We start from the raw sequence: 19815 nt of genomic DNA, 5'->3' as shown, positions 1-19815 counted from the left end.
GCGTAGGTTCCAAGGGATTCTCAGGGGTGGAAGCCCTGAGCCGGAGACTCAGTTTGCCACCTGCACCATGGCGAAGCGCACCACCCGGTCGCCTAAAAGATACCCTTTCTGGAACACAGCGGAAATCACGTTTTCGCCCAGGCTTTCATCTTCAATGTGGGCCACAGCGTTGTGGCGGTTGGGGTCAAAGGGTTCGCCCACTGCCCCACAGGGGGTGATGCCCAGCTTCTCAAAAGCCTGCTGGATTTGGGACTCTATCATCTCCACGCCCTTCTTCATATCCTCTGCCGAAGCGTTTTCCTGTTCCAGCGCCCGCTCTATATTGTCCGCAATGGGCAGCAGGGCCTGCACTGTGTCGGACACCGCGTTATTGTAAATGGCGCTTTTTTCGTTCTGGGTGCGCTTGCGGAAGTTGTCATACTCTGCCAGCACCCGCAGGTGCTGCTGCTTGTGGGCCTCAAACTCCGCCTGGAGTTTTTCCAGTTCAGGCGTTTTTGGTTCTTCCTGCTGAACCTCCGGGGCCTGCTCTTCGGGAACCTGTTCCCCTGCCTGCTCCTGCTCCATTTCCTGATCTGGCTGCTTCTGTTCCTGATCCATGTTTTCAGTCTCCCTTCCCGCCGCAGCGTCGCTGTATCTTATATGGTTTTTCTTTTTTCCTGTTTTTATTCCTGCCCTTCCCGGCTCAGGCCGGTGAGCAGCCCGCCTACCTGCCGGGCCAGATATTCCAATATGGCAGTAAGCCGGGGATAATCCATCCGGACAGGCCCCAAAGTGCAGAGGCTTCCCGCGTCCTGCCCGTCCACCTGATAGCGGGCCACTGCCAGGGAAACGTCCTCCAGCTCTGCCCGGCCGGTTTCCCTGCCGATAAGCACCTGGGCCTTGCCGGGCTTTGCCTCCAGCAGCCGCAGCAGATCCTCCCGGCGCTCCAGGAAATCCAGCACCCGGCGCACCCCGCGCTGCTCCAGCTCCGGGTAAAACAGCAGGTTCATCTGCCCGCTTAACAGCACCTGGGTTTCCGCCGTATCCCGGGCGGTTTCCAGCAGGGCCTGGAGGGGCGGGCCTAAAAGCACGTACATTTCCCCTAAAGAGGCTGCCATGGACTGGGCAAAGGCCGGGGTGATGTCTTCTGCCCTTTTCCCGGTAACCCGCTCGTTAAACACCCGGAAGAACAGCCTCGTCAGTTCAGGGGTTAAATCGAAATCGCAGCGGAACACCTTTGTTTTCATGGATCCCGCAGAGCTTAACAGCAGCAGCATGGCCCTGCGCCGGGCAGTCTGCACAAACTGCACAGCCTTTATCACAGTGCCCGCCCCGTTGGGAGTGGTTGCCGCCGCCATGCACTGGGAGGCCCCTGCCAGAAGCTGGGCCGCCCGCAGCAGCAAGCCCTCTGAATCGTGGGCGCTGCCCAGCAGCATGGAATCGAAAACCCGCTTTTCCCGTTCCTCCAGAGGTTTTGGGGGCATCAGCCGGTCTATATATTCCCGGTATCCCCGCTGGGAAGGCACTCGGCCCGCGGAGGTGTGGGGCTGCTCTAAAAGCCCCAGTTCAATCAGCCCAGCCATCTCGTTGCGCACAGTGGCAGAGGAAACCCCCAGCTCCTCCGATACGGCCTTGGAGCCTACCGGCTCCCCGGTTTTGCTGTAGCCTGCCACCACGCAGGCCAGCACCCGTTCCTGCCGCTGGGTCAGATCCATTTTTCTCACCTCTTTTTGGGAGGTTAGCACTCAAGGCGTGCGAGTGCTAACGGATTACTTATAATGTATCACTTAGGTCAGCAAAAGTCAAGTTTCTATTTGTAAATACTTTATGAATGGCTTTGGGAAAGGGTTTTAAGGGTTTTTGCAGGGCCGGGCGCCCTTTTACTTTAGAAAAGCCCATTGACAAGGAGGCGCGGCAGGCGCATAATAGTATTGTATATTTATTCTTCCGGCTGCGGCCGGCAGGGAAGGAGCTGTATCAGTTGTGAAAAAGAAAAGAGTGCTGGCAGGGTTTATAGCCTTCTTGCTTCTGGCGCTTATGCCCATGGGGGCGCTGGCCCTGGAGGGCGGGGAGGAGGCCCGGTATGAGGCCTGCCTCCAGCAGACGCTGCGCCAGTTGGAGGCCATGCCCGCCCTGGAATTTTCGGAAAATCCTATAGAGGAAGCGCCCCGGGTGGACGAGCCTTTTGCTTCTGCGCAGGAGGGGGACATGCCGGACGTGGAGGAGGAAATCTCCATGGAGCAGTTCTTCCAGGAGGACGGCGCGCAGGAGGCTGTGTCTGAGCAGCTCTTTAACGCCATACAGGATGGGGACGGCACCATGTACAGCCAGCTTACCCAGCGCCAGAAGATCTGTTACAATGCCCTGGTGAACGTGCCGGTAAGCCAGGTGCTTACCGCGTCCAAAGGGCCGAATGGCTACAGGCAGGTGAAGCTGAGCGTGACAGGCGTGAAGGGCATTACCTTTTCTGGTTACGTAAGCGGGGGCAGCTTCAAGCTGGACAGCGCCGGGGCAGCGGCCCAGAAATCCCTGATGACGGATTTGCGGGCAGCCATTGTGTCCCTGTACAGCGACAGGCCGGACATGGTGTGGATCCGCACCATGTCTTATGGCTACAGCTCCACCAGGGTTTCCTCCACCAAAGCGCAGGTTACCACTGTGAATTTCTCTTTCGCCCTGGACTTCGGCGGCATTGAAGGCCAGATGCACGAAACCATGATGGAGGCGGCGGATATTATCGCGCGGGGCGCGGCTTCCCAGCCGGATCAGTATAGAAAGGTGCGGCTGGTGCATGACGTGCTGGTAAAGGCCAATACATACAACCACGCGGCGGCAGACAACGCCATTTCCGGGCTGCCTTACGAGATGTCCCACTGCGCTTACAGCGCCCTCATTCCAGGGGACAGCTATGAGCCTGTGTGCGACGGCTATTCTGAAGCCTTTAAGCTGGTGTGCGATCGCCTGAAGATATACTGCGCGGTGCCTGTCAGCGAAACCCACATGTGGAACAACGTGAAAATGGATGACGGCCTTTGGTATAATGTGGACGTAACCTGGGACGATGACGACCGGGATGAAATCTGTACAGATTATTTCCTCATAGGCTCTCAGACTGTGGTGGACGGGCAGGCGTTTTCCCGCCAGCCCAGCCATGTGGAGAAAAACCCCTTTACCCCCAATACGGCTACCAACAACCTGACCCTGCGCTTTCCCACCAAGCGGGCCACAGCTTACCAGTATTTGGGCCATGACTACCCGCCTCTGCGTTTCCCGGACGTGGGCCGCGGGGCATGGTATTATGAGTATGTAGAGGATGCGGCAGAGAAAGGCCTGATAAAGGGAGACAGCAGCGGCAGCTTCCGTCCCACAGCCTCCATCACCCGGGCGGAGTTTGTGCAGGTGGTGGTAAACATGGTGAAGGTGGATACCTCCGGCTATACAAATTCCTATTTTACAGACGTGCCCGCCTCTAAGTGGTACGCAAAGCCTATTGCCTGGATTAAGGAAGCGGGGATTATGAGCGGGGACGCAGGCGGCACCTTCCGGCCGGAAGCTCCCATTACCCGGCAGGAAATGTGCCTAGTGCTGTATAACCTGGCAAAGCGCCAGGGTGTTTCCACCAGTACGTCTTCTGGGCGGTTTGCGGACGATGGGAAAATTTCCTCCTGGGCCAAGGAGGCTGTATATGCCTGCAAGGAGCTGGGTCTTGTAAAGGGTGACGATAAAAACTGTTTTGCCCCTGGGGATAAAACAGAGCGCTGCGCCGCAGCCACTGTGTTCGTGCGGTATCAGGACGCTGCTGGGGACGCCTCCGGCATGATTCCTGCCCCACTGCCTATCCCGACCCCTGTGCCCGCGCCCACTCCCAAGCCTGGCATAGACGGCACTGTATACTGGGTGCCAAACGGCAGCGTGTATCATTCTACCAGAAGCTGCGCCTCCCTCCATAATTCTTCCACGATTTACAGCGGTACTGTGGCGAACGCCCAGTCCGCCGGGAAAAAGAATCCCTGCAAGGTGTGCCATTAAAACCGCCAGACAATTACAGGATTTACACAAAAAGAGAGGGCGCATTCCCCTTTTGCGCTTAGCATCGCCCCTTTCTTTGGATTCTTTATAGGGATAGTTAACGCGCAATTCAAAAGGAAAAAGCACCAGCCCGGAAGTGCCGCACAAGGCTTTCCGGGTGGTGCTTTTTCATATAGGGGCAGAAAAATTTTTAGTCCTCCAGCAGTTCCCGTACCCGGGCGTCATAGGCAGGGTTTGCTTTGCGCAGGGACACAGGCCGCCCGGTTTCGTTTATAAAGCAATGGAGGGTGCGCCCCTGGCAGCGGAGAGCGCCTGTGGCCTTATCTGTCACTGCGTAGAAAAAGCCGATGCGGGTGCCAGTGTAAGACTCTATGCCGGCGGCGATTTCCACCTGCTCCCCAAAGCGGCACATGGCGCGGTAATCCGCGTCGGCATGGAGCACCGGGCTTACAATGCCGGAGGCTTCCAGCTTGTCATAGGGGAAGCCCATTTCCCGCATGAAGTGTACCCGGGCTTCCTCAAACCAGCGGATGTAATTGGAATGGTGTACGCAGTCCATGCGGTCAGTTTCGTAATAGTAAACTTCGCGGGAGTAAGTGACAGTGTGCAAAAAGGTCGCTCCTTTCATTTCCGGGCGTTTTTGCGGCAGATGCGTGCAATCAGCATACCAGCGCCTATAAGGGCCAGAAAACTGCTGAAGCCCAGCATAAAACCGGCCCAGTAGTCTGGCAGGACATGGAAATGCCTCAGCATAAGTGCCGCTGTCCACAGCAGGATCCCTATGGGCAGCAGCCAGGGCCAGTAGGTCAAAAACGCGTTGTATTTAGGTTTCATTGTCTTGTGTCTCCTTCCTGTGATTATACACCTTTTTGCCGCAAAATACCAGCAGCAAAAGCACCATCAAAAACCCTTGCACAATTTGCGCCCCGGTGCGGCTGAGGGCGCCGCCCTCCAAAGCCAGCGGCTCCCAGCCCATGGACACCTCCACCACGCCCATGATAAACAGGAACGCGCCGCAGGCGCCTTCCAGTACATAGATAACCGTCATGCCGCCGCCCATAGGGTATATTTCTTTCACAGCATATTCGCACATGCACAGGGTGATGACCGACCAGATAATCAGCAGGTTCTCCCACATGCCCTCAGCCCAGACGATGCCCCCCTCCTTTAAAAAGGCGTTTGCCAGCAGCAGGACGAAAAAGAGGATGATGCCATGCTGGAACACGTCTCCCCGCTGCAAAAGCTGCCGCTCGTCCAAATCGTTCCTGCATCTGAAAAGCTTGTTTTTCATGCCGCTTCCTCCCTTCACTCTTGTGCTTCCGGCCAGAAAAGCTCATCCAGGGTTTTGCCCAGAGACTGGCAAATCAGGATGCACAGCTTTACGGTGGGGTTGTAATCCCCCTTCTCTATGGCTACGATGGTCTGCCGGGTGACGCCCACCGCGTCCGCCAGCCCCTGCTGGGTCAGGCCCGCGGCGGCCCGGGCGGCTTTCAGCTTCAGATTTTTCCCCAAGCCATCACCTCCTGGCACTAATTGTATAGTAAGTTTTTCTAAAAGTCAAGTATATTTTACAAAAAGTCGGATAAAAAAGGCCCTCACCATAAGCGGAGGGCCTTTAGGGGTTCTATTTGCCGCTTGCCTTGGTCAGCGCCAGCACAATGAGCGCAATGATGCCGATAACCACGAAGATGCCCAGCATGCCGAAAGGCTTGCGATTATTTGTTGCTGGCTTTGGTCAGCGCCAGCACAATGAGCGCAATGATGCCGATAACTACGAAGATGCCCAGCATGCCTTTGCCCATAATCCCCAGGGCCTCCGTAATGTTGGGGTTAAGGCCGCTGGTCACATAAACAGCGGTGGGGCCGTCTGCCCCGCCGATAACGCCGATGGAGCTTGCCGCTGCCAATAAATGCTGTATCATAAAAGTTTGCCACCTCTCTGGAAGTTTAAAATTTTCTGACGCTCCCTGCAAAGGCTGCCGGGAGTTGGTTGGGCACGCGATGGCTTGCGTAAGCGCGTCACAGGGTGGCGCGGCGGAAGCCTGCGCAGCGCGCACCCCGCGTCTCGGGTGTAGCGTCACGCTGCTACATGAAGAAGCCTAATACAATGCCCCCCGCTACGGCAGAGGCTATCTGCCCGGAGACATTTGCGCCTACAGCGTGCATGAGCAGGTGGTTCTGGTTGTTTTCCGCGATGCCCATCTTTTCCACCACCCGGGCGGACATGGGGAAGGCGGAAATGCCCGCCGCGCCCACCATGGGGTTGATTTTCGTCCGGCTGAACAGGTTCAGCAGCTTTGCGAACAGCACGCCGCCAACAGTATCGAAAACGAAGGCGAACAGCCCTAAAGCCATAATCATCAGGGTTTGCAGGGTGACAAAGTGCTCGGCCCGCATGGAGAAAGAAATGGTAATGCCAAGAAGCAGGGTGATAAGGTTTGCCAAATCGTTCTGGGCCGTTTCCGACAGGCGGTTCAAAACGCCGCACTCCCGGATGAGGTTGCCGAACATGAGGAAGCCCACCAGGGATACAGAGGCCGGGGCCACCAGGCCGGCCACAAAGGTCACCAGGATGGGGAACAGGATGCGGGTGGTTTTGCTGACAGCGTTGGGCCGGTAGTCCATCTTGATGGCCCGCTCCTTTTTGGTGGTCACCGCCTTGATGGCCATGGGCTGGATAATGGGCACCAGGGCCATGTACGAGTAAGCCGCCACAGCGATTGGCCCGATATAGTTGGACTTGAGCACCTGGGAAACCAGGATGGAGGTGGGGCCGTCTGCCGCGCCGATGATGCCGATGGATGCCGCGTCCCGGATGTCAAAGCCCAGCACCGCTGCCAGCACAATGGTCAGGAATATGCCAAACTGGGCCGCAGCCCCGAACAGGAACATCTTGGGGTTTGACAGCAGGGGGCCAAAGTCTATCATAGCGCCGATGCCGATAAACAGCAGCAGGGGGAAGGCCTCCGAGGCCTCAATCCCGGTTTCAAACAGCCACTGGATAATGCCCTGGGTTTCCCCCACGCCCTGCACGGTCTGGTTAAGCACCCCGGAAAGGGGCAGGTTCACCAGAATGGCCCCAAAGCCCATGGGCAGCAGCAGCGCTGGCTCATAATCTTTTTTGATGGCAAGCCAGATAAGCACAGCCCCCACCAGATACATCACCACCTGCTGCCAGGTGATAGACAGCAGGCCTTCCCATAAAAATTCCATAATGCATCTCCCTCTTTTTTCTTCCTGTCCATTTCCATTCTGCCCGGAAATGTACCAAATTACCAAAGAAGCAGCCATAAAAGAAAACAGACCTGCGCATACCCCGAAAGGCAGCACAGGTCTGGTCGTTTCATGCTAACCCAGGGCGTATCCGCCCATGATTGTTGAATCAGCAACAGCTTGCGCTGCCGACTACTCCCCCAGCTATTGCCAAAAGTGTATCACGTTTCCCTGGCGCTGTCAAGCCCTTTTCCGCGCGGGGGAGTGTCCAGACGGCGCGTTTTATGCCTCCGGCGGTTTAGGGGCTTCGCCCCTAAAACCCCACAACCCCTTTTAAAAAAAGGGTTGACCATAAAACCAATTTTATAAATTTATTGCATTTTTTAGAGTCCTTTCATTCAGACACTCTCCTCACATCCCTCTGGATTTCTTCCAGCAGGCATCCATGGCCTCCATCAGGCTGGAACGGAAGCCTGTCTTTTCCAGCATCCGCACAGCCTCAATGGTGGTGCCCCCGGGAGAGCACACCATGTCTTTCAGCTCCGCCGGGTGCCGCCCGGTTTCCAGCACCATTTTGGCGCTGCCCAGCAGGGCCTGGGCCGCAAAGGCAATGGCCTGCTGCCGGGGCACGCCCTGGGCCACAGCGGCGTCTGCCATAGCTTCCACCATGATGAACGCATAAGCGGGGGAACTGCCGCTTACCGCCACCACCGCGTCCATCAGGTGCTCGGGCACAGCCTCTGCCCTGCCGAAGCTGGACAGAAGCTTCTGGGCAAGCTTCTGCTGGCTTTCTGTGACATTTTCCCCGCAGCACCAGGCTGTCAGCCCCTCTCCCACCATAGCGGGGGTGTTGGGCATGGCCCGCACCAGCCCCACAGGCGCTTGGAACTTCTCCACCAGCCAGGCAAGGCTTTTCCCCGGGGCAATGGAGATAATAAGCTGGCCCTCATGGCAGGCTTCCCGGATATCTTCTATTACCGCTTCATACACCTGGGGCTTCACAGCCAGCAGCAGCACGTCGCTTTCGGCGCAAAGGGCGCGATTGCTTTCAGCCCGCCGCACCCCGAAATCCCGCGCAAAGGCCTGGGCCGCCTGGAGGGCAGCGTCTGCCGCCAGCACCTCCCCGGGCTTGCAGAAGCCCTTTTTCAGCATCCCCGACACAATGGCCCGGGCCATGTTCCCGCAGCCGATAATCCCTGTTTTCACGCTAAAACATCCCTTCTGCCTAATTTTCTAACACAGCCTCCGGATCCACCTGCCGCAGCACGCCTTCCTCCAGCCGGTATACCTTGTCCATCCCTGCCAGATTATGGTAGTGGTGGGTGATCATGATAACAGATTTCCCCTGCATCTGGTTGACGATAATATCGTGAAGGTATGCGTCCGACTCCACGTCGAACCCGGAGGTGGCCTCGTCCAGAATCACCACCGGGGCGTCCTTTAATAAAGCCCGGGCCACAGCCAGCTTTTGCTTTTCCCCGCCGGAAAGCTTTGCGCCGTTGCGGCCTATGGGGGTTTTGGCCCCTTCCGGCATCCGGGGCAGATATCCCTGCACGCCGCTTTGCTGCAAAGCCCATTCTATCCGCTCTGGGGAAGCGGATTTATCCAAATCCACGTTTTCCAGGATATCCCCCAGAAACAGGTACGGCTCCTGGCTTACCACGGAGAAGAGGCTGCGGTAGCTTTCCAGGGAAAGGCCCTCCACATCCCTGCCGTCTGCCAGGATTTCCCCTTCCCCGGGCCGGTAAAACCGCAAAAGCAGGTTCAAAATGGTGGACTTGCCGCTGCCGTTCTGCCCGATAATGGCCACCTTTTCCCCCGGCTCCACCGTAAAGGCCGCGCCCCGCAGGATGGGGCGGCTTTCCTCATAGGAGAAGGCCACGTTTTGAAATTCCAGCCGGGGCGGGCGGCCTGCCGCCTTTTCCCCACCCTTGTCCCGCTCTGTTTCCATATCCAAAAACTGGAACAGCCGCCGGGCCGAGGGCATAATGCGGGCAAAGAACATTTTCAGGTTGATAAGGGCGGAGACAGGCCCTGTCACATACCCGGAGTAGCTGGCAAAGGCGAACACCGCGCCGATGGTCAGGCTTCCGGTGCAGATAAGCCAGCCGCCTAAAAGGTACAGCACAATGGTGACAGACCACTCCAGCAACATTTCCCAGAAGGTGTTCCAGCCGTCGATCATGGCGCCCTTTTTCTCCAGCTTCAAAAGCGCCCCCTGCTGCCGGGAAAAGGCTTCCTCCCGGCTTTTGAACAGGTTCCACAGCTTGATTTCGTCCACGCCCCCCAGGTTGTCCCCGAACCACCGGGAGAAGTCCCGGCTGGACTCCAGCATTTCGTCCATGGCCTTTTCCCGCCGCTTGGAAAGCCCCCGCACCAGGAAAAATTTCACAGGCACCATGGCAAGCACCACCAGGGCCAGCTTCCAGCTTATGATAAACAGGCCGATGAGGCCGCTGAAAATGCGGAACACATAGCCCGCGCTCATCACCATGTAACGGTCTGTAATGGAGGAAACCTGGGATACGTCCATCTGCAGGAAGCTTAAGATCTCCGTATTGTTCTTGTCCTCAAAATAGGCCTTGGGCAGGTGCAGCAGCTTTTCAAACACCTGGTGGAAGGCCGCGTAATAGGATTTGTTGTGTACGTCCGCGAAAATATAGGTCTGCCACAGATCGACGCCCTGGCTGATAAGCACCAGCACCGCCAGCACCAGCACCGAGCGGAGGATGACCCCCATGTCCTGCCGCAGCATCCCCTCGTCCGTAATGGCCCGTATCACCAGGGGCTGCAAAAACCCCACGGCAGTGGAGATGAACAGGGCCAGGGCCACCAGGGAAAATTCCTTTTTATAGGGCTTTAAATAGGAAAACGCGCGCTTCAGGGCCGGCTCCAGCAGCGGCCCCTTCTTTTTCTGTTTTCCATCCTTGCGCTCCCCCAAAACCATCCCGCCTTTCCCGTTTTTTCCTCATAACTATAACATACTGCCCCCTGTTTGTAAAGAAACAGGCAAACTCTTTACACCCCGGGGCCGCCCTTGCTTGCCCTTTCTTCCCTTCTGTGGTATGCTTATACCAAAGCAAAACAGAGGCAGGGAGGGGAAGGCCCTATGGAGATAAGAGAAAAATGGCAGAAGCTTCCGGGCGCTGCCGCCACAGGTTACGTCTGCCTGCTGCTGACGGTTTTCCTTTTCTATTTTGACGCCAATGGCTACGGCAGGATTATGGAGGCAAAGGCCGGGGCCTTTTTCCTCCTCTGCGGCGGGTATGTCCTGCTGATGGCCCTGTGGGGGGCAGGCTCCCTTTTGCTGGGAGGGGGAAAAGGCTTTTCGCCCCTTTCCCTTTTGCGGAAAACCTCCTGGCCCCAGCGGCTTGTGCTGGTTTACCTGGCCCTCACCTGGGTTTCGGCCCTGTGCTCCCCCTTTTGGCCTGCCACTGTCCTGGGGGCCTCCCGCTTTGAGGGGGCCTTGCCCATCACCCTGTACGGGGCAAGCTTCCTGCTGGTGAGCGCCTATGGCAGGGCGGACAAGCGGCTTTTAGGCTTCTTGGGGGCGTCTGTGTGCGGGTTCAGCCTTATCTGCCTGCTGCAATTGTACGGATATAACCCCTTTGGCCTCTATCCTGCCGGATATACCTACCAGGACGGGGGCAAGGCCTACCTGGGGGCCTATTTGGGCACCATTGGCAACGTGGATCTGGTGGCCGCTTTTTACAGCCTCTGCATCCCCATGCTGGCATATGCCCTGGTGCGCCTGCGGGGGAAAGCCCGGTTTTTGCTGCTCCTGCCCTTGGGGCTTTCCTTGTGGGTGCTGCTGTGGATGGATGTTTCCGCCGGGCTGGCGGGGGTGTTCGGCGGGTGCGCTTTAGCTGTGCCCGGGGCGGGGTTTATAAGCCCTAAAAAGCGCAGGACAGCGGCGCTCCTTTTGGGAGGGGCTGTCCTGCTGGGGATAGCCGCGCTGTATGCCGCCGACGTTGGCACAGGGATGCTCCATGAGGCCCACTGCCTGCTGCGGGGCCAGGCGGATCCGGGGTTTGGCTCCGGGCGGCTGCACATCTGGGGGGAGGTGCTGGAAAGAATCCCAAAGCGCCTGTGGCTGGGGGCTGGGCCGGACACCATGCTCTATGGGGGTCTGAAGCCCTTCCAGCGGTATGACAGCCAGATGGGCAGGACTATTGTGGCACAGATAGACGCGGCCCACAACGAATATCTCAATATCCTCTACCACCAGGGCATTTTTGCCCTGGGCGCGTATCTTTCCCTGCTGATCCTGCTGGCAAGGCGCTGGATTGCCCAGGCCCCGACCAGCGCCGGCGCCGCCATTTTAGGGGCCGGGTGCCTGGGATACTGCATCCAGGCCTTTTTCGGCATTTCCATGTGTATCACAGCGCTTTTTTTCTGGACAGCCCTGGCCCTGCTGGCAGCCCCGGGCTGCTTAGGCCCACCTGAGGGCGGCACATAGAAAAACGCGCAAAAGCGGCCCGGGGAAACCCCTGGGCCGCTTCCTTATGCGTTCAGGTTTGCTGTTTTATCCGATAGGCTCGAAATCTGCCGCCCCGTGTGAACACGGGCCAGAACCCCGGCAGGGCCTTTTAGCCTTGCGCTGCCTCCCTTTTATCCGATAGGCTCGAAATCTGCCGCCCCGTGTGAACACGGGCCAGAACCCCGGCAGGGCCTTTTAGCCTTGCGCTGCCTCCCTTTTATCCGATAGGCTCGAAATCTGCCGCCCCGTGTTTGCACAGCGGGCACACGTAATCGTCAGGCAGCTCGTCCCCTTCGTATACATAGCCGCACACCTTGCATACAAAGCCCTTCTTTCCCTCTAACTGGGGCCTGGGCTTGACAAAGTTCTGGTAGTAGGTGTATGTCATGGTTTCCACATTGTTGATAACACGGGCCTCTGTCACGCTGCAGATGAACATGCCATGGGTGTCTAAGTCCACATACTGCTCCACCTTCAGGGACATGAAAGAGTTGATAAACCGGGACAGGAACACCAGGCCGTTGTCAGAGCGCAGCACCTCTTCCCCCTTAAACTTGTCCGCCGTCCGACCGCTTTGGAAGCCGAAATTCTCAAACACAGAGAAGGGCGCGTCCTGGGAGAGGCAGTTGATATTCATCACGCCGGTCTGCTTGATAACGTGGTGGGAATAGTTTTCCTTGTTGATGGTGACGGCAATGCGGTTGGGGGTGTTTGTCACCTGGGTGACGGTGTTCACAATCAGGCCGTTGTCCTTTTTGCCGTCGTTGCTTGTCACCACATACAGGCCATAGCCGATGTTAAAGAGGGCGGTCATGTCGTGCTTGTCGGCAGTTTCGCTATGCTGGGCGATATAATCCTGGCACAGCTCCTGGGCCAGGGCCTCCAGCTTTTCGCTGCTCTCCGCGTTTAAGGCGGAGCGGATGGTGACGGTAGGCTCGGCAATGGTGATTTTCTTGCATTTTGCAAACATGTTCTTCATCACCTTCGCCGCCATAGGCGCCCAGGTGCCGTTTTCAATGAAGCCCACCGTGCGGTTCTGGTAATTGCGCTCGGTGAGGTGGTTGATAAAGGTGTGCATAAAGGGGAAGATTTCCGCGTTGTAGGTGGTGGTGGCAAGCACCAGCTTGTTGTAGCGGAAAGCGTCCTCCACAGCCTCTGCCATGTCGCAGCGGGCCAGATCGAACAGGGACACCTTGGGGCAGCCCTTCTGGCTGAGCTTTTCGGCAAACTGCTCCACAGCCCGGCGGGTGTTGCCATACACAGAGGTATAGGCGATGACAATGCCCTCGCTCTCCGGGGTGTAGGAGGACCACAAATCATAAAGATGCAGGTAGTGCCCCAGGTTTTCCTTTAAGACCGGGCCATGGAGGGGGCAGATAACCTGGATGTCAAGGCCCGCCGCCTTCTTCAGAAGGGCCTGCACCTGGGCACCGTATTTGCCCACAATGCCGATGTAATACCGCCTTGCCTCGCAGTCCCAAGGCTCGTCCGCGTCTAAAGCGCCGAACTTCCCAAAGCCGTCGGCAGAGAAAAGCACCTTGTCTGTGCTGTCATAGGTCACCAGCACCTCGGGCCAATGCACCATGGGGGCCGCCACAAAGGCAAAATCGTGGCGGCCTGTGGAAAGGGTGTCCCCCTCGGCCACTACTATCTGCCTGTCCTCAAAGGCTGTGCCGAAAAACTGCTCCATCATGGAAAAGGCTTTTGCGCTGGAGACAATGGTGGTGCTTTTATACATCTGCATAAAGCTGTGGATGCTGGCGGAGTGGTCAGGCTCCATGTGCTGGATGATGAGGTAATCCGGGCTTTTGTCCCCCAGGACGTTCTGGAGGTTGTCCAGCCATTCATGGGTGAAGCGGGCGTCCACTGTGTCGAACACAGCGGTTTTCTCGTCCAGCACCACATAAGAATTGTAGGCCATGCCGTTTGGCACCACATACTGGCCCTCAAACAGGTCTACCTGATGGTCGTTTACGCCTACATACCGGATGTCCTTTGTAATTTCCATAGTCTGCTCCTTCTTTTGTTTTGTATTCTTCCCCCAGGGGGCTTTCTTCACAGCCCATAGTATAGCATAAAAATTCCCATCTGCCAAGAGGAAAAGGCCTTTGGGACAGGGCCTGCCCCTGCGGTTTTTTATGGCATGGGCGCTTCGCCGGGGGAAAGGGAAAAACTTTGTGAAATTTGGAAAAGGGCTTGACATTCCCTGCGGTTTCGGCTGTAATAAGGAGGAGAGTATCGGGCGCGGGCCAGGGGGTTCCTGGGGCCTTGCTCCCAGCGAGGAGAGGTAATGTGAAAAAGTTTTTTTCCCGGTATAAGGGCAGCTATTTCTGTTATGTGCTGACCTTCTTTTTCTATTTCATGGCAATGGCCCTGTTCAGCTCCGTGCTTTCCGTTTACCTGACGGGCATTGGGAAGTCCGCGTCGGAAATGTCTTTTATCATCTCGGCCTCCGGGCTTTTCTCCTTTGCCATGGTGCCGGCGGTGGGATACTTAAACGACTTAACCCGCAGGCCCCGGCTTATCAGCACCCTGCTGCTTCTGGGGGTGGGGGTGCTGGGGCTGGTGTTCGCCGTGTGCCGGGCCACCTGGGCGCTGTTTTTGCTGGACGGGCTTATTATGTCCTTTATCAACTCCATCATGCCTATTACGGAGCGCATGGCCGGGCAAAGTAAATACCGCTACGGCGCTTTGCGGGTGTGGGGCACCCTGGGGTATGCTGTGGGCGCACAGTGCGCCGGCGTGGCGGTAGAGCTTTACCCGCCCATGGTGCTGTTTGCCGCCCTCTTCATTTCCTGCGGCCTGACGGCCCTGGGGTTTGCGGGCACAGAGGAGAAGGGGGAGGAGAAGGCGGAAAAAGCGGAAAAACGGGAGAAGCCCCCTCTTTCCTCCCTGGTGCAGAACAGGCAGTTCCTGCTGTATGTACTGGCGGCCTTCCTGTTTGCCGGGTGCTCCGGGGTGAACATGAACCTTGCCCCTGTGCTGCTTTCCAGCCTGGGGGTGTCCACAGGGGCAGTGGGCACGGTGCTGTTTTTCAGCACGCTGATTGAAATCCCCCTCATCCTGTTTTCCCACAAATACATGGATAAGTTTTCCGGCAAGGCCCTCATGCTTGCAAGCTTTGCCATTATCACCGTCCAGTTCCTGTTTTACGGGTTCTCCCGCTCCGCCCTGGTGGTGGTGGCGGTGATGGTGTCCATCAAGGCCATTGCTTCCACCCTGTTCCAGATGATCACCCTGAAAATGGTGCGGAACCTCCTGCCCGGAAGCCTTACCACCACAGGCCTTTCTGTGATAAACTCTTTAAACAGCGTGTCCATTATCCTGCTGCAAAATGCCGGGGGTTTTGTCACTGACCAGTGGAACATCCAGGTGCTGTACCTGTGCCTGGCGGTACTCACAGGCCTGGGGATGCTGCTGGCCCTGGGATTGCCTGCCTGCAAGGATGAAAAGGTGTTCTCGTGATGGCTGCAAGGGATTCGCCTGTTTGGCATATTTTAAAAGGAGCTGATGCATATGTACCGTTGCGCGCTTTTCGACATTGACAACACCCTGCTTATAAAAAAACCTACCATTGCTGAAATAGTTTATGAGCTGGCGGCGCGGGAGAACCCGTCCCTTACAATGGATGAGGCGGAGAAGGCCTACGCTGAAAGCGAATTGTGGCAAGGGCAGCAGATCCAAAAGGAGAACGAAACAGGGGTGCGCATGGCAGATGAGGAATACCTGGAGAATGTCACAGGCATTTACCGCCGCGCCCTGAGCCTGGGAGAGGAAGCCTGCCAAAGCCTTACAGAGCTTTTCGGCAGAGACTATAAAAAGGAATACCAGCTTATGCCCGGCGCCAAGGAGCTTTTGGGGCGGCTGCAGGCAGAGGGCCTGTCCCTGGGGATTGTCAGCAACAACCACAGCGGCGTGCGGAAGGTTTTAACAGACATGGGGCTGGAGGGCTTCTTTGGCTGCATGGTAATTTCCGAAGAGGTAAACCTCTATAAGCCTGACCCCCAAATTTTACAGCTTGCCTGCGAAAAGCTGGGCACAGCCCCTGGGGAAAGCGTTTATGTGGGGGATCATCCCTTTGACGTGCTGTGCGCCCACAGCGCCGGCATGGCGGCAGCCTGGCTGCCTGCGAACCGGTTTATGGAAATCCCCGCCTTTATAGGCCCACCCGATTACACCATTTCCTCCCTCCATGAAGCGGCAGGGGTGCTGCTGGGGGAGGCGTATAACTGCCGCACTTAAAAATACAATTTATGAAATGCACACTTCAAAATATATAGCCTTCTTGGGAAACAAATGGCGCTGGAAAGATTGTGCGGTCAAGGGGCGTCAGGCCCCTTGCAAGGTTTGGGGCGTTGGTCTCCGGTGGAGACCGTTCAACGCTGACCGAGTCGGTAGACGAGACCAGCGTCCCAAGGTCTTCTAGCGCTGAAAAAATTCCGCAAAAGGCCAATTAAGACGAGAGGAGCAGAAAAGTTATGGAAAAGCAGTTTCCGCGCACGCAGGTGGAGGGGATATCCCTCTCCCGGATGCTCATCGGCACAAACTGGCTCTTAGGCTGGAGCCATACCAGCGTCTCTGCCGACGAGATGATTAAAGCCCGGTATGACAGCGCCCAGGCATTCAGGCCTGTGCTGGAGGCCTATCTCCGCCACGGGGTTGACAGCATTATGGCCCCCTTCGGCCTTTCCCCAGAGCTGACAAAGGCTGTGAAGGAGACGGAACAGCATATGGGCCGGGAGATTGTCATGATAGACACCCCCACCCTGAATGTGGACGACACCCCTGAAGCACGCCGGGAGGCGGAGCGCATGGTAAAGGCTGCCGCCAGCCGGGGGGCAAAGCTGTGCCTGCTGCACCACTCCTGCGTGGAACAGCTTGTGAACAAAAACCTGGGGCAGATTCCCCGGCTGGACGATTACACCAAGATGGTGCGGGACGCGGGCATGGTGCCGGGGCTTTCCGCCCATATGCCGGAGCTGGTGGTCTATTCCGACAAAAACGGCTACGATGTCCAGACATATATCCAGATTTTCAACTGCATGGGCTTTTTAATGCAGGTGGAGATTGAGACAGTGGCTTCCATTATCCACAACGCCAAAAAGCCTGTGATGACCATCAAGTCCATGGCAGCGGGCCGCTGCTCCCCCTATGTAGGGCTTACCTTCTCCTGGAACGCCATCCGGGAGAAGGACATGGTGACAGTGGGGGCCTTTTCCGCAAATGAAGCGGAGGAGGACATTGAAATCTCCCTGGCGGCCATAGAGCGCCGCTTCCCCAACCTGGAAAAGCGCGCAAGCCCTGTGCAGAACCAGGCAGCCTTTGGATAATATAGTAAACGCGCTTGAAAATCGGTATGTACGATTTTCAAGCAGGCGGTTTTGTCGCTGGTTTCAAACAGGCAAATGCGTTTTGGCCTGCACTCCTCCTAGAGGGAGGAATCCCCGTCTGTATGAAGGGGCAAAGTCCCAAATGGAGAGCGGGGGCTTTGACATCTTCTGGCAGTGGTACACGCCCTATGCGGTTTTCAGCCAGGCCCGGGCCTGGCTGAGGCCCAAGATGACATTGGAAAAGCTGCGGTTTTTCGCCCAGGCATCCTCTCCCGCATATTCCGGTTGACTTTTGGGCAAAAAGTGAGTATGATTATAGTATGGATATGCATACTAGTTCTGGAGGTGCCCGTCTTATGAAAAAAGGGAGCAAGCTGGCTATTCTCATTGGAGTTGTGGCGGCGATAGCGGCCGTTGTAGCCTCTTTATCCGCGCTTCTGCTGTATCTGGACAGAAAGCGGGATGACGAGGAGTTGGAGCACTATCTGGATTGCTCAATCCAATGACCGGACCGGCAGAAAAAGGGAAAACGGCAGGGGAAAAATCCCGTGCCGTTTTTTTCTTGCCTGCAAGGGCTTTTCCGCCGTTTTAATGGGAGGCCGAAGCGGTAAACACCATTACAGAGCGGCGGCGGATGGTAAACCGCCCTTCCGGGCAGGGGCGGGGGCACTGGGCGCTTTCCCAGGTATCTGCTTCCATATTCCAGCAAAGGCCGGCAGGCAGGGGAGGCAAGGTAATGGTGAGATCCTCCCAGTAGGCGTTAGAGGCCACATAGACAAGCTGAGGCCCAGCTTCCTTGTCCCATCCGGCGAAAGCCACCCCCACATAGTGATCGTCCTTGGAGAAAGGCCCGTTGTGCCAGGGGTTGATGCCATGGAAGCTCACATCCGGGAAGCCGCAGGCCCCGCCGCTCATGTTGGCCCGGAGGATGCGGTGGGATTTGCGGAAAGCAATCATATATTTAAAGAAATCAAACATGTCCTGATGCTTTTCCAGCAGCGACCAGTCCAGCCAGGAGGTGATGTTGTCCTGGCAGTAGGCGTTGTTGTTGCCAAACTGGGTGTTGCAGAATTCGTCGCCGGCAAGGAACATGGGGATACCCCGGCTGCACATCAGGAGGGCAAAGGCGTTGCGCATCATGCGCATGCGCAGGGCATTCACTTCCCCGTCTGCTGTCTCCCCCTCCACGCCGCAGTTCCAACTATTGTTGTCATTGGCGCCGTCGGTGTTGTTCCAGCCATTTTTCTCATTATGCTTATAGTTATAGGCATACAGATCATAAAGGGTAAAGCCGTCATGGCAGGTGAAAAAGTTTACGGAAGCGTTTTCCCGGACATTCTCGGCATAAATGTCGCGGGATCCGGCAATGCGCAGGGCTGCTGCCTGGGCGCAGCCAGGATCCCCCTTGATATACCGGCGCATGTCGTCCCGGTACCGCCCGTTCCATTCTGCCCAGCGGTTCCAGGAAGGGAATGTGCCCACCTGGTACAGGCCGTCTGCGTCCCAGGCCTCGGCAATCAGCTTCACATCCCCCAAAATGGGATCAAAAGCCATGGCCTGCAAAAGAGGAGGCTTATCCATGGGGCTGCCGTCCTCGTTGCGGCCCAGGATGGAGGCCAAATCGAACCGGAAGCCATCTACCCGGTAGGTGGTGACCCAGTAGCGCAGGCAGTTCATAATCATCTGGTGGACAATGGGATGGTTGCAGTTTAAGGTGTTGCCGCAGCCGCTGAAGTTATAATAATGCCCGTCCGGCGTCAGCAGGTAATAGATATTGTTGTCAAAGCCCTTGAAGGAGAAGAAAGGCCCCTGCTCGTTGCCCTCCGCGGTGTGGTTGAACACCACGTCCAGATACACCTCAATGCCTGCTTTGTTAAACTCCCGGATCAGCTTTTTCAGTTCGTTGCCTTCCCGGTTATACTCCTGGCTGGCAGTATAGCTGGTGTTGGGTGCAAAAAAGCTGACGGTGCTGTAGCCCCAGTAGTTATAGAGCATCTGCCCGTCTACCATGCGGGAGTCCTGCATTTCATCAAACTCGAAAATGGGCATCAGCTCCACAGCGTTGACCCCAAGTTCCTTTAAATAGGGCAGCTTTTCCATCAGGCCTTCAAAGGTGCCGGGGTGCAACACGCCGGAGGAAAGGTCTTTTGTAAAGCCCCGGACATGCAGCTCGTAAATGATCAGGTCTTCCATGGGAATCAGGGGGGACTTCATGTTGCCCCAGTCAAAGTCATCCTTCACCACCCGGGCGCGATAGCTGTTCTCCTGCCAGAAATCTCCCTTGCCCCACTCCCGCTGGCCGGAAACAGCCTTGGCGTATGGATCCAGCAGATCCTTGGTAGAATCAAAGATAAGGCCCTTTTTCGGGTCGTAAGGCCCGCTCACCCGGTAGACGTATTCAAATTCCTCCATGTTCAGCTTAAACACGATCATGGAATACACGTTGCCGATACGGTAGTGCTGGGGAAAGGGCAGCACTGCGTAAGGCTCTTTCTCCCCCCTGTGGAACAGCACCAGCTCAATCCCCGTGGCGCTGAAGGAATGCACCGTAAAGTTCACGCCGCCGGGAATGGCGGTGGCCCCGTTTATTTCGTAAAACCCGGGGCGCACGGAAAAGCCGTTTATGATGTCTAAAGGCACCAGATGGATGGTGCGGGGCAGGTTCAACTCTGCGATTTGCTCTTTTTTGTTTATATCCATAACGTGTATCCTTCCTTCCAGGGCGCGATTTTCAACGGGTGTTTGCACCGGCGGAACCATACAGCCCCTTAAATTAAGAAGCTG

At 56.7% G+C, this 19815-nt stretch carries 19 protein-coding genes; 7 read left to right on the top strand and 12 right to left on the bottom strand.

Going from position 1 to position 19815, the window contains the following annotated elements:
* Positions 1-48: 48 nt before the first annotated feature.
* Positions 49-597, bottom strand: coding sequence for a nucleotide exchange factor GrpE (grpE, locus tag D1841_RS08695; protein WP_160642644.1), 549 nt, complete (start codon positions 595-597; stop codon positions 49-51).
* Between the two features lie 65 nt (positions 598-662).
* Positions 663-1694, bottom strand: coding sequence for a heat-inducible transcriptional repressor HrcA (hrcA, locus tag D1841_RS08690; RefSeq protein WP_160642643.1), 1032 nt, complete (start codon positions 1692-1694; stop codon positions 663-665).
* 268 nt (positions 1695-1962) lie between these two features.
* Here hrcA and D1841_RS19795 point away from each other — a divergent pair, with 268 nt between their 5' ends.
* Complete coding sequence (locus D1841_RS19795) at positions 1963-4008, top strand: S-layer homology domain-containing protein (protein ID WP_160642642.1); 2046 nt, start codon at positions 1963-1965, stop codon at positions 4006-4008.
* Positions 4009-4198: 190 nt separating this feature from the next.
* On the opposite strand, the gene D1841_RS08680 is transcribed toward D1841_RS19795, so the two are convergent.
* The 8 genes from D1841_RS08680 to D1841_RS08645 all read right to left on the bottom strand — a co-directional run bounded on the left by D1841_RS08680 (position 4199) and on the right by D1841_RS08645 (position 10162).
* Positions 4199-4618, bottom strand: coding sequence for a thioesterase family protein (locus D1841_RS08680; protein ID WP_237076251.1), 420 nt, complete (start codon positions 4616-4618; stop codon positions 4199-4201).
* Positions 4619-4632: 14 nt separating this feature from the next.
* Complete coding sequence (locus D1841_RS08675; RefSeq protein WP_160642640.1) at positions 4633-4842, bottom strand: hypothetical protein; 210 nt, start codon at positions 4840-4842, stop codon at positions 4633-4635.
* Positions 4832-5299 (bottom strand): hypothetical protein, encoded by a 468-nt coding sequence (locus tag D1841_RS08670; RefSeq protein WP_160642639.1) that lies wholly within the window; start codon positions 5297-5299, stop codon positions 4832-4834. The genes D1841_RS08675 and D1841_RS08670 overlap by 11 nt, the downstream gene beginning before the upstream one ends.
* A gap of 14 nt (positions 5300-5313) precedes the next feature.
* Positions 5314-5520 (bottom strand): helix-turn-helix transcriptional regulator, encoded by a 207-nt coding sequence (locus D1841_RS08665; protein ID WP_160642638.1) that lies wholly within the window; start codon positions 5518-5520, stop codon positions 5314-5316.
* Between the two features lie 203 nt (positions 5521-5723).
* Complete coding sequence (locus tag D1841_RS08660; RefSeq protein WP_160642637.1) at positions 5724-5930, bottom strand: sodium ion-translocating decarboxylase subunit beta; 207 nt, start codon at positions 5928-5930, stop codon at positions 5724-5726.
* A gap of 163 nt (positions 5931-6093) precedes the next feature.
* Positions 6094-7221: a sodium ion-translocating decarboxylase subunit beta gene (locus D1841_RS08655; RefSeq protein ID WP_160642636.1), complete on the bottom strand. Its 1128-nt coding sequence runs from the start codon at positions 7219-7221 to the stop codon at positions 6094-6096.
* 411 nt (positions 7222-7632) lie between these two features.
* On the bottom strand, positions 7633-8427 hold the full coding sequence (gene proC / locus D1841_RS08650; RefSeq protein ID WP_160642635.1) for a pyrroline-5-carboxylate reductase: 795 nt from the start codon (positions 8425-8427) through the stop codon (positions 7633-7635).
* Between the two features lie 19 nt (positions 8428-8446).
* Complete coding sequence (locus D1841_RS08645) at positions 8447-10162, bottom strand: ABC transporter ATP-binding protein (protein ID WP_160642634.1); 1716 nt, start codon at positions 10160-10162, stop codon at positions 8447-8449.
* 168 nt (positions 10163-10330) lie between these two features.
* Between D1841_RS08645 and D1841_RS08640 the strand changes: the two genes are divergently transcribed.
* Positions 10331-11680 (top strand): O-antigen ligase, encoded by a 1350-nt coding sequence (locus tag D1841_RS08640; RefSeq protein ID WP_160642633.1) that lies wholly within the window; start codon positions 10331-10333, stop codon positions 11678-11680.
* Between the two features lie 238 nt (positions 11681-11918).
* Here the strand turns inward: D1841_RS08640 and D1841_RS08635 are convergent, their stop codons facing one another.
* Positions 11919-13709 (bottom strand): flavin reductase, encoded by a 1791-nt coding sequence (locus D1841_RS08635; RefSeq protein ID WP_160642632.1) that lies wholly within the window; start codon positions 13707-13709, stop codon positions 11919-11921.
* A gap of 284 nt (positions 13710-13993) precedes the next feature.
* Between D1841_RS08635 and D1841_RS08630 the strand changes: the two genes are divergently transcribed.
* From D1841_RS08630 to D1841_RS08610, 5 genes are all read left to right on the top strand, one after another.
* Complete coding sequence (locus tag D1841_RS08630) at positions 13994-15166, top strand: MFS transporter (protein ID WP_160642631.1); 1173 nt, start codon at positions 13994-13996, stop codon at positions 15164-15166.
* Positions 15167-15217: 51 nt separating this feature from the next.
* A complete protein-coding gene (locus tag D1841_RS08625) occupies positions 15218-15943 on the top strand; it encodes an HAD family hydrolase (protein ID WP_160642630.1) in 726 nt (241 codons plus the stop codon).
* A gap of 236 nt (positions 15944-16179) precedes the next feature.
* A complete protein-coding gene (locus D1841_RS08620) occupies positions 16180-17031 on the top strand; it encodes a hypothetical protein (RefSeq protein WP_160642629.1) in 852 nt (283 codons plus the stop codon).
* Between the two features lie 142 nt (positions 17032-17173).
* On the top strand, positions 17174-17320 hold the full coding sequence (locus D1841_RS08615; protein WP_160642628.1) for a hypothetical protein: 147 nt from the start codon (positions 17174-17176) through the stop codon (positions 17318-17320).
* 67 nt (positions 17321-17387) lie between these two features.
* On the top strand, positions 17388-17537 hold the full coding sequence (locus D1841_RS08610) for a hypothetical protein (RefSeq protein ID WP_166554247.1): 150 nt from the start codon (positions 17388-17390) through the stop codon (positions 17535-17537).
* 82 nt (positions 17538-17619) lie between these two features.
* Here D1841_RS08610 and glgX read toward each other — a convergent pair whose 3' ends face one another.
* Positions 17620-19731 (bottom strand): glycogen debranching protein GlgX, encoded by a 2112-nt coding sequence (gene glgX, locus D1841_RS08605; protein WP_201751256.1) that lies wholly within the window; start codon positions 19729-19731, stop codon positions 17620-17622.
* Between the last annotated feature and the right edge of the window lie 84 nt (positions 19732-19815).

The sequence above is a fragment of the Neglectibacter sp. X4 genome (assembly GCF_009917365.1).
Classification (GTDB): Bacteria; Bacillota; Clostridia; order Oscillospirales; family Acutalibacteraceae; genus Acutalibacter.
This window is presented reverse-complemented; position numbering and strand designations above follow the sequence as displayed.

Bases quoted from the DNA above. Each gene is read 5' to 3' on its own strand.
- D1841_RS08610 (WP_166554247.1), top strand. From the start codon at position 17,388: ATGAAAAAAGGGAGCAAGCTGGCTATTCTCATTGGAGTTGTGGCGGCG.
- D1841_RS08640 (WP_160642633.1), top strand. From the start codon at position 10,331: ATGGAGATAAGAGAAAAATGGCAGAAGCTTCCGGGCGCTGCCGCCACA.
- D1841_RS08625 (WP_160642630.1), top strand. From the start codon at position 15,218: ATGTACCGTTGCGCGCTTTTCGACATTGACAACACCCTGCTTATAAAA.
- D1841_RS08635 (WP_160642632.1), bottom strand. From the start codon at position 13,709: ATGGAAATTACAAAGGACATCCGGTATGTAGGCGTAAACGACCATCAG.
- D1841_RS08660 (WP_160642637.1), bottom strand. From the start codon at position 5,930: ATGATACAGCATTTATTGGCAGCGGCAAGCTCCATCGGCGTTATCGGC.
- grpE (WP_160642644.1), bottom strand. From the start codon at position 597: ATGGATCAGGAACAGAAGCAGCCAGATCAGGAAATGGAGCAGGAGCAG.
- hrcA (WP_160642643.1), bottom strand. From the start codon at position 1,694: ATGGATCTGACCCAGCGGCAGGAACGGGTGCTGGCCTGCGTGGTGGCA.
- D1841_RS08615 (WP_160642628.1), top strand. From the start codon at position 17,174: ATGGAGAGCGGGGGCTTTGACATCTTCTGGCAGTGGTACACGCCCTAT.
- D1841_RS08620 (WP_160642629.1), top strand. From the start codon at position 16,180: ATGGAAAAGCAGTTTCCGCGCACGCAGGTGGAGGGGATATCCCTCTCC.
- D1841_RS08670 (WP_160642639.1), bottom strand. From the start codon at position 5,299: ATGAAAAACAAGCTTTTCAGATGCAGGAACGATTTGGACGAGCGGCAG.
- D1841_RS08655 (WP_160642636.1), bottom strand. From the start codon at position 7,221: ATGGAATTTTTATGGGAAGGCCTGCTGTCTATCACCTGGCAGCAGGTG.
- D1841_RS08675 (WP_160642640.1), bottom strand. From the start codon at position 4,842: ATGAAACCTAAATACAACGCGTTTTTGACCTACTGGCCCTGGCTGCTG.
- glgX (WP_201751256.1), bottom strand. From the start codon at position 19,731: ATGGATATAAACAAAAAAGAGCAAATCGCAGAGTTGAACCTGCCCCGC.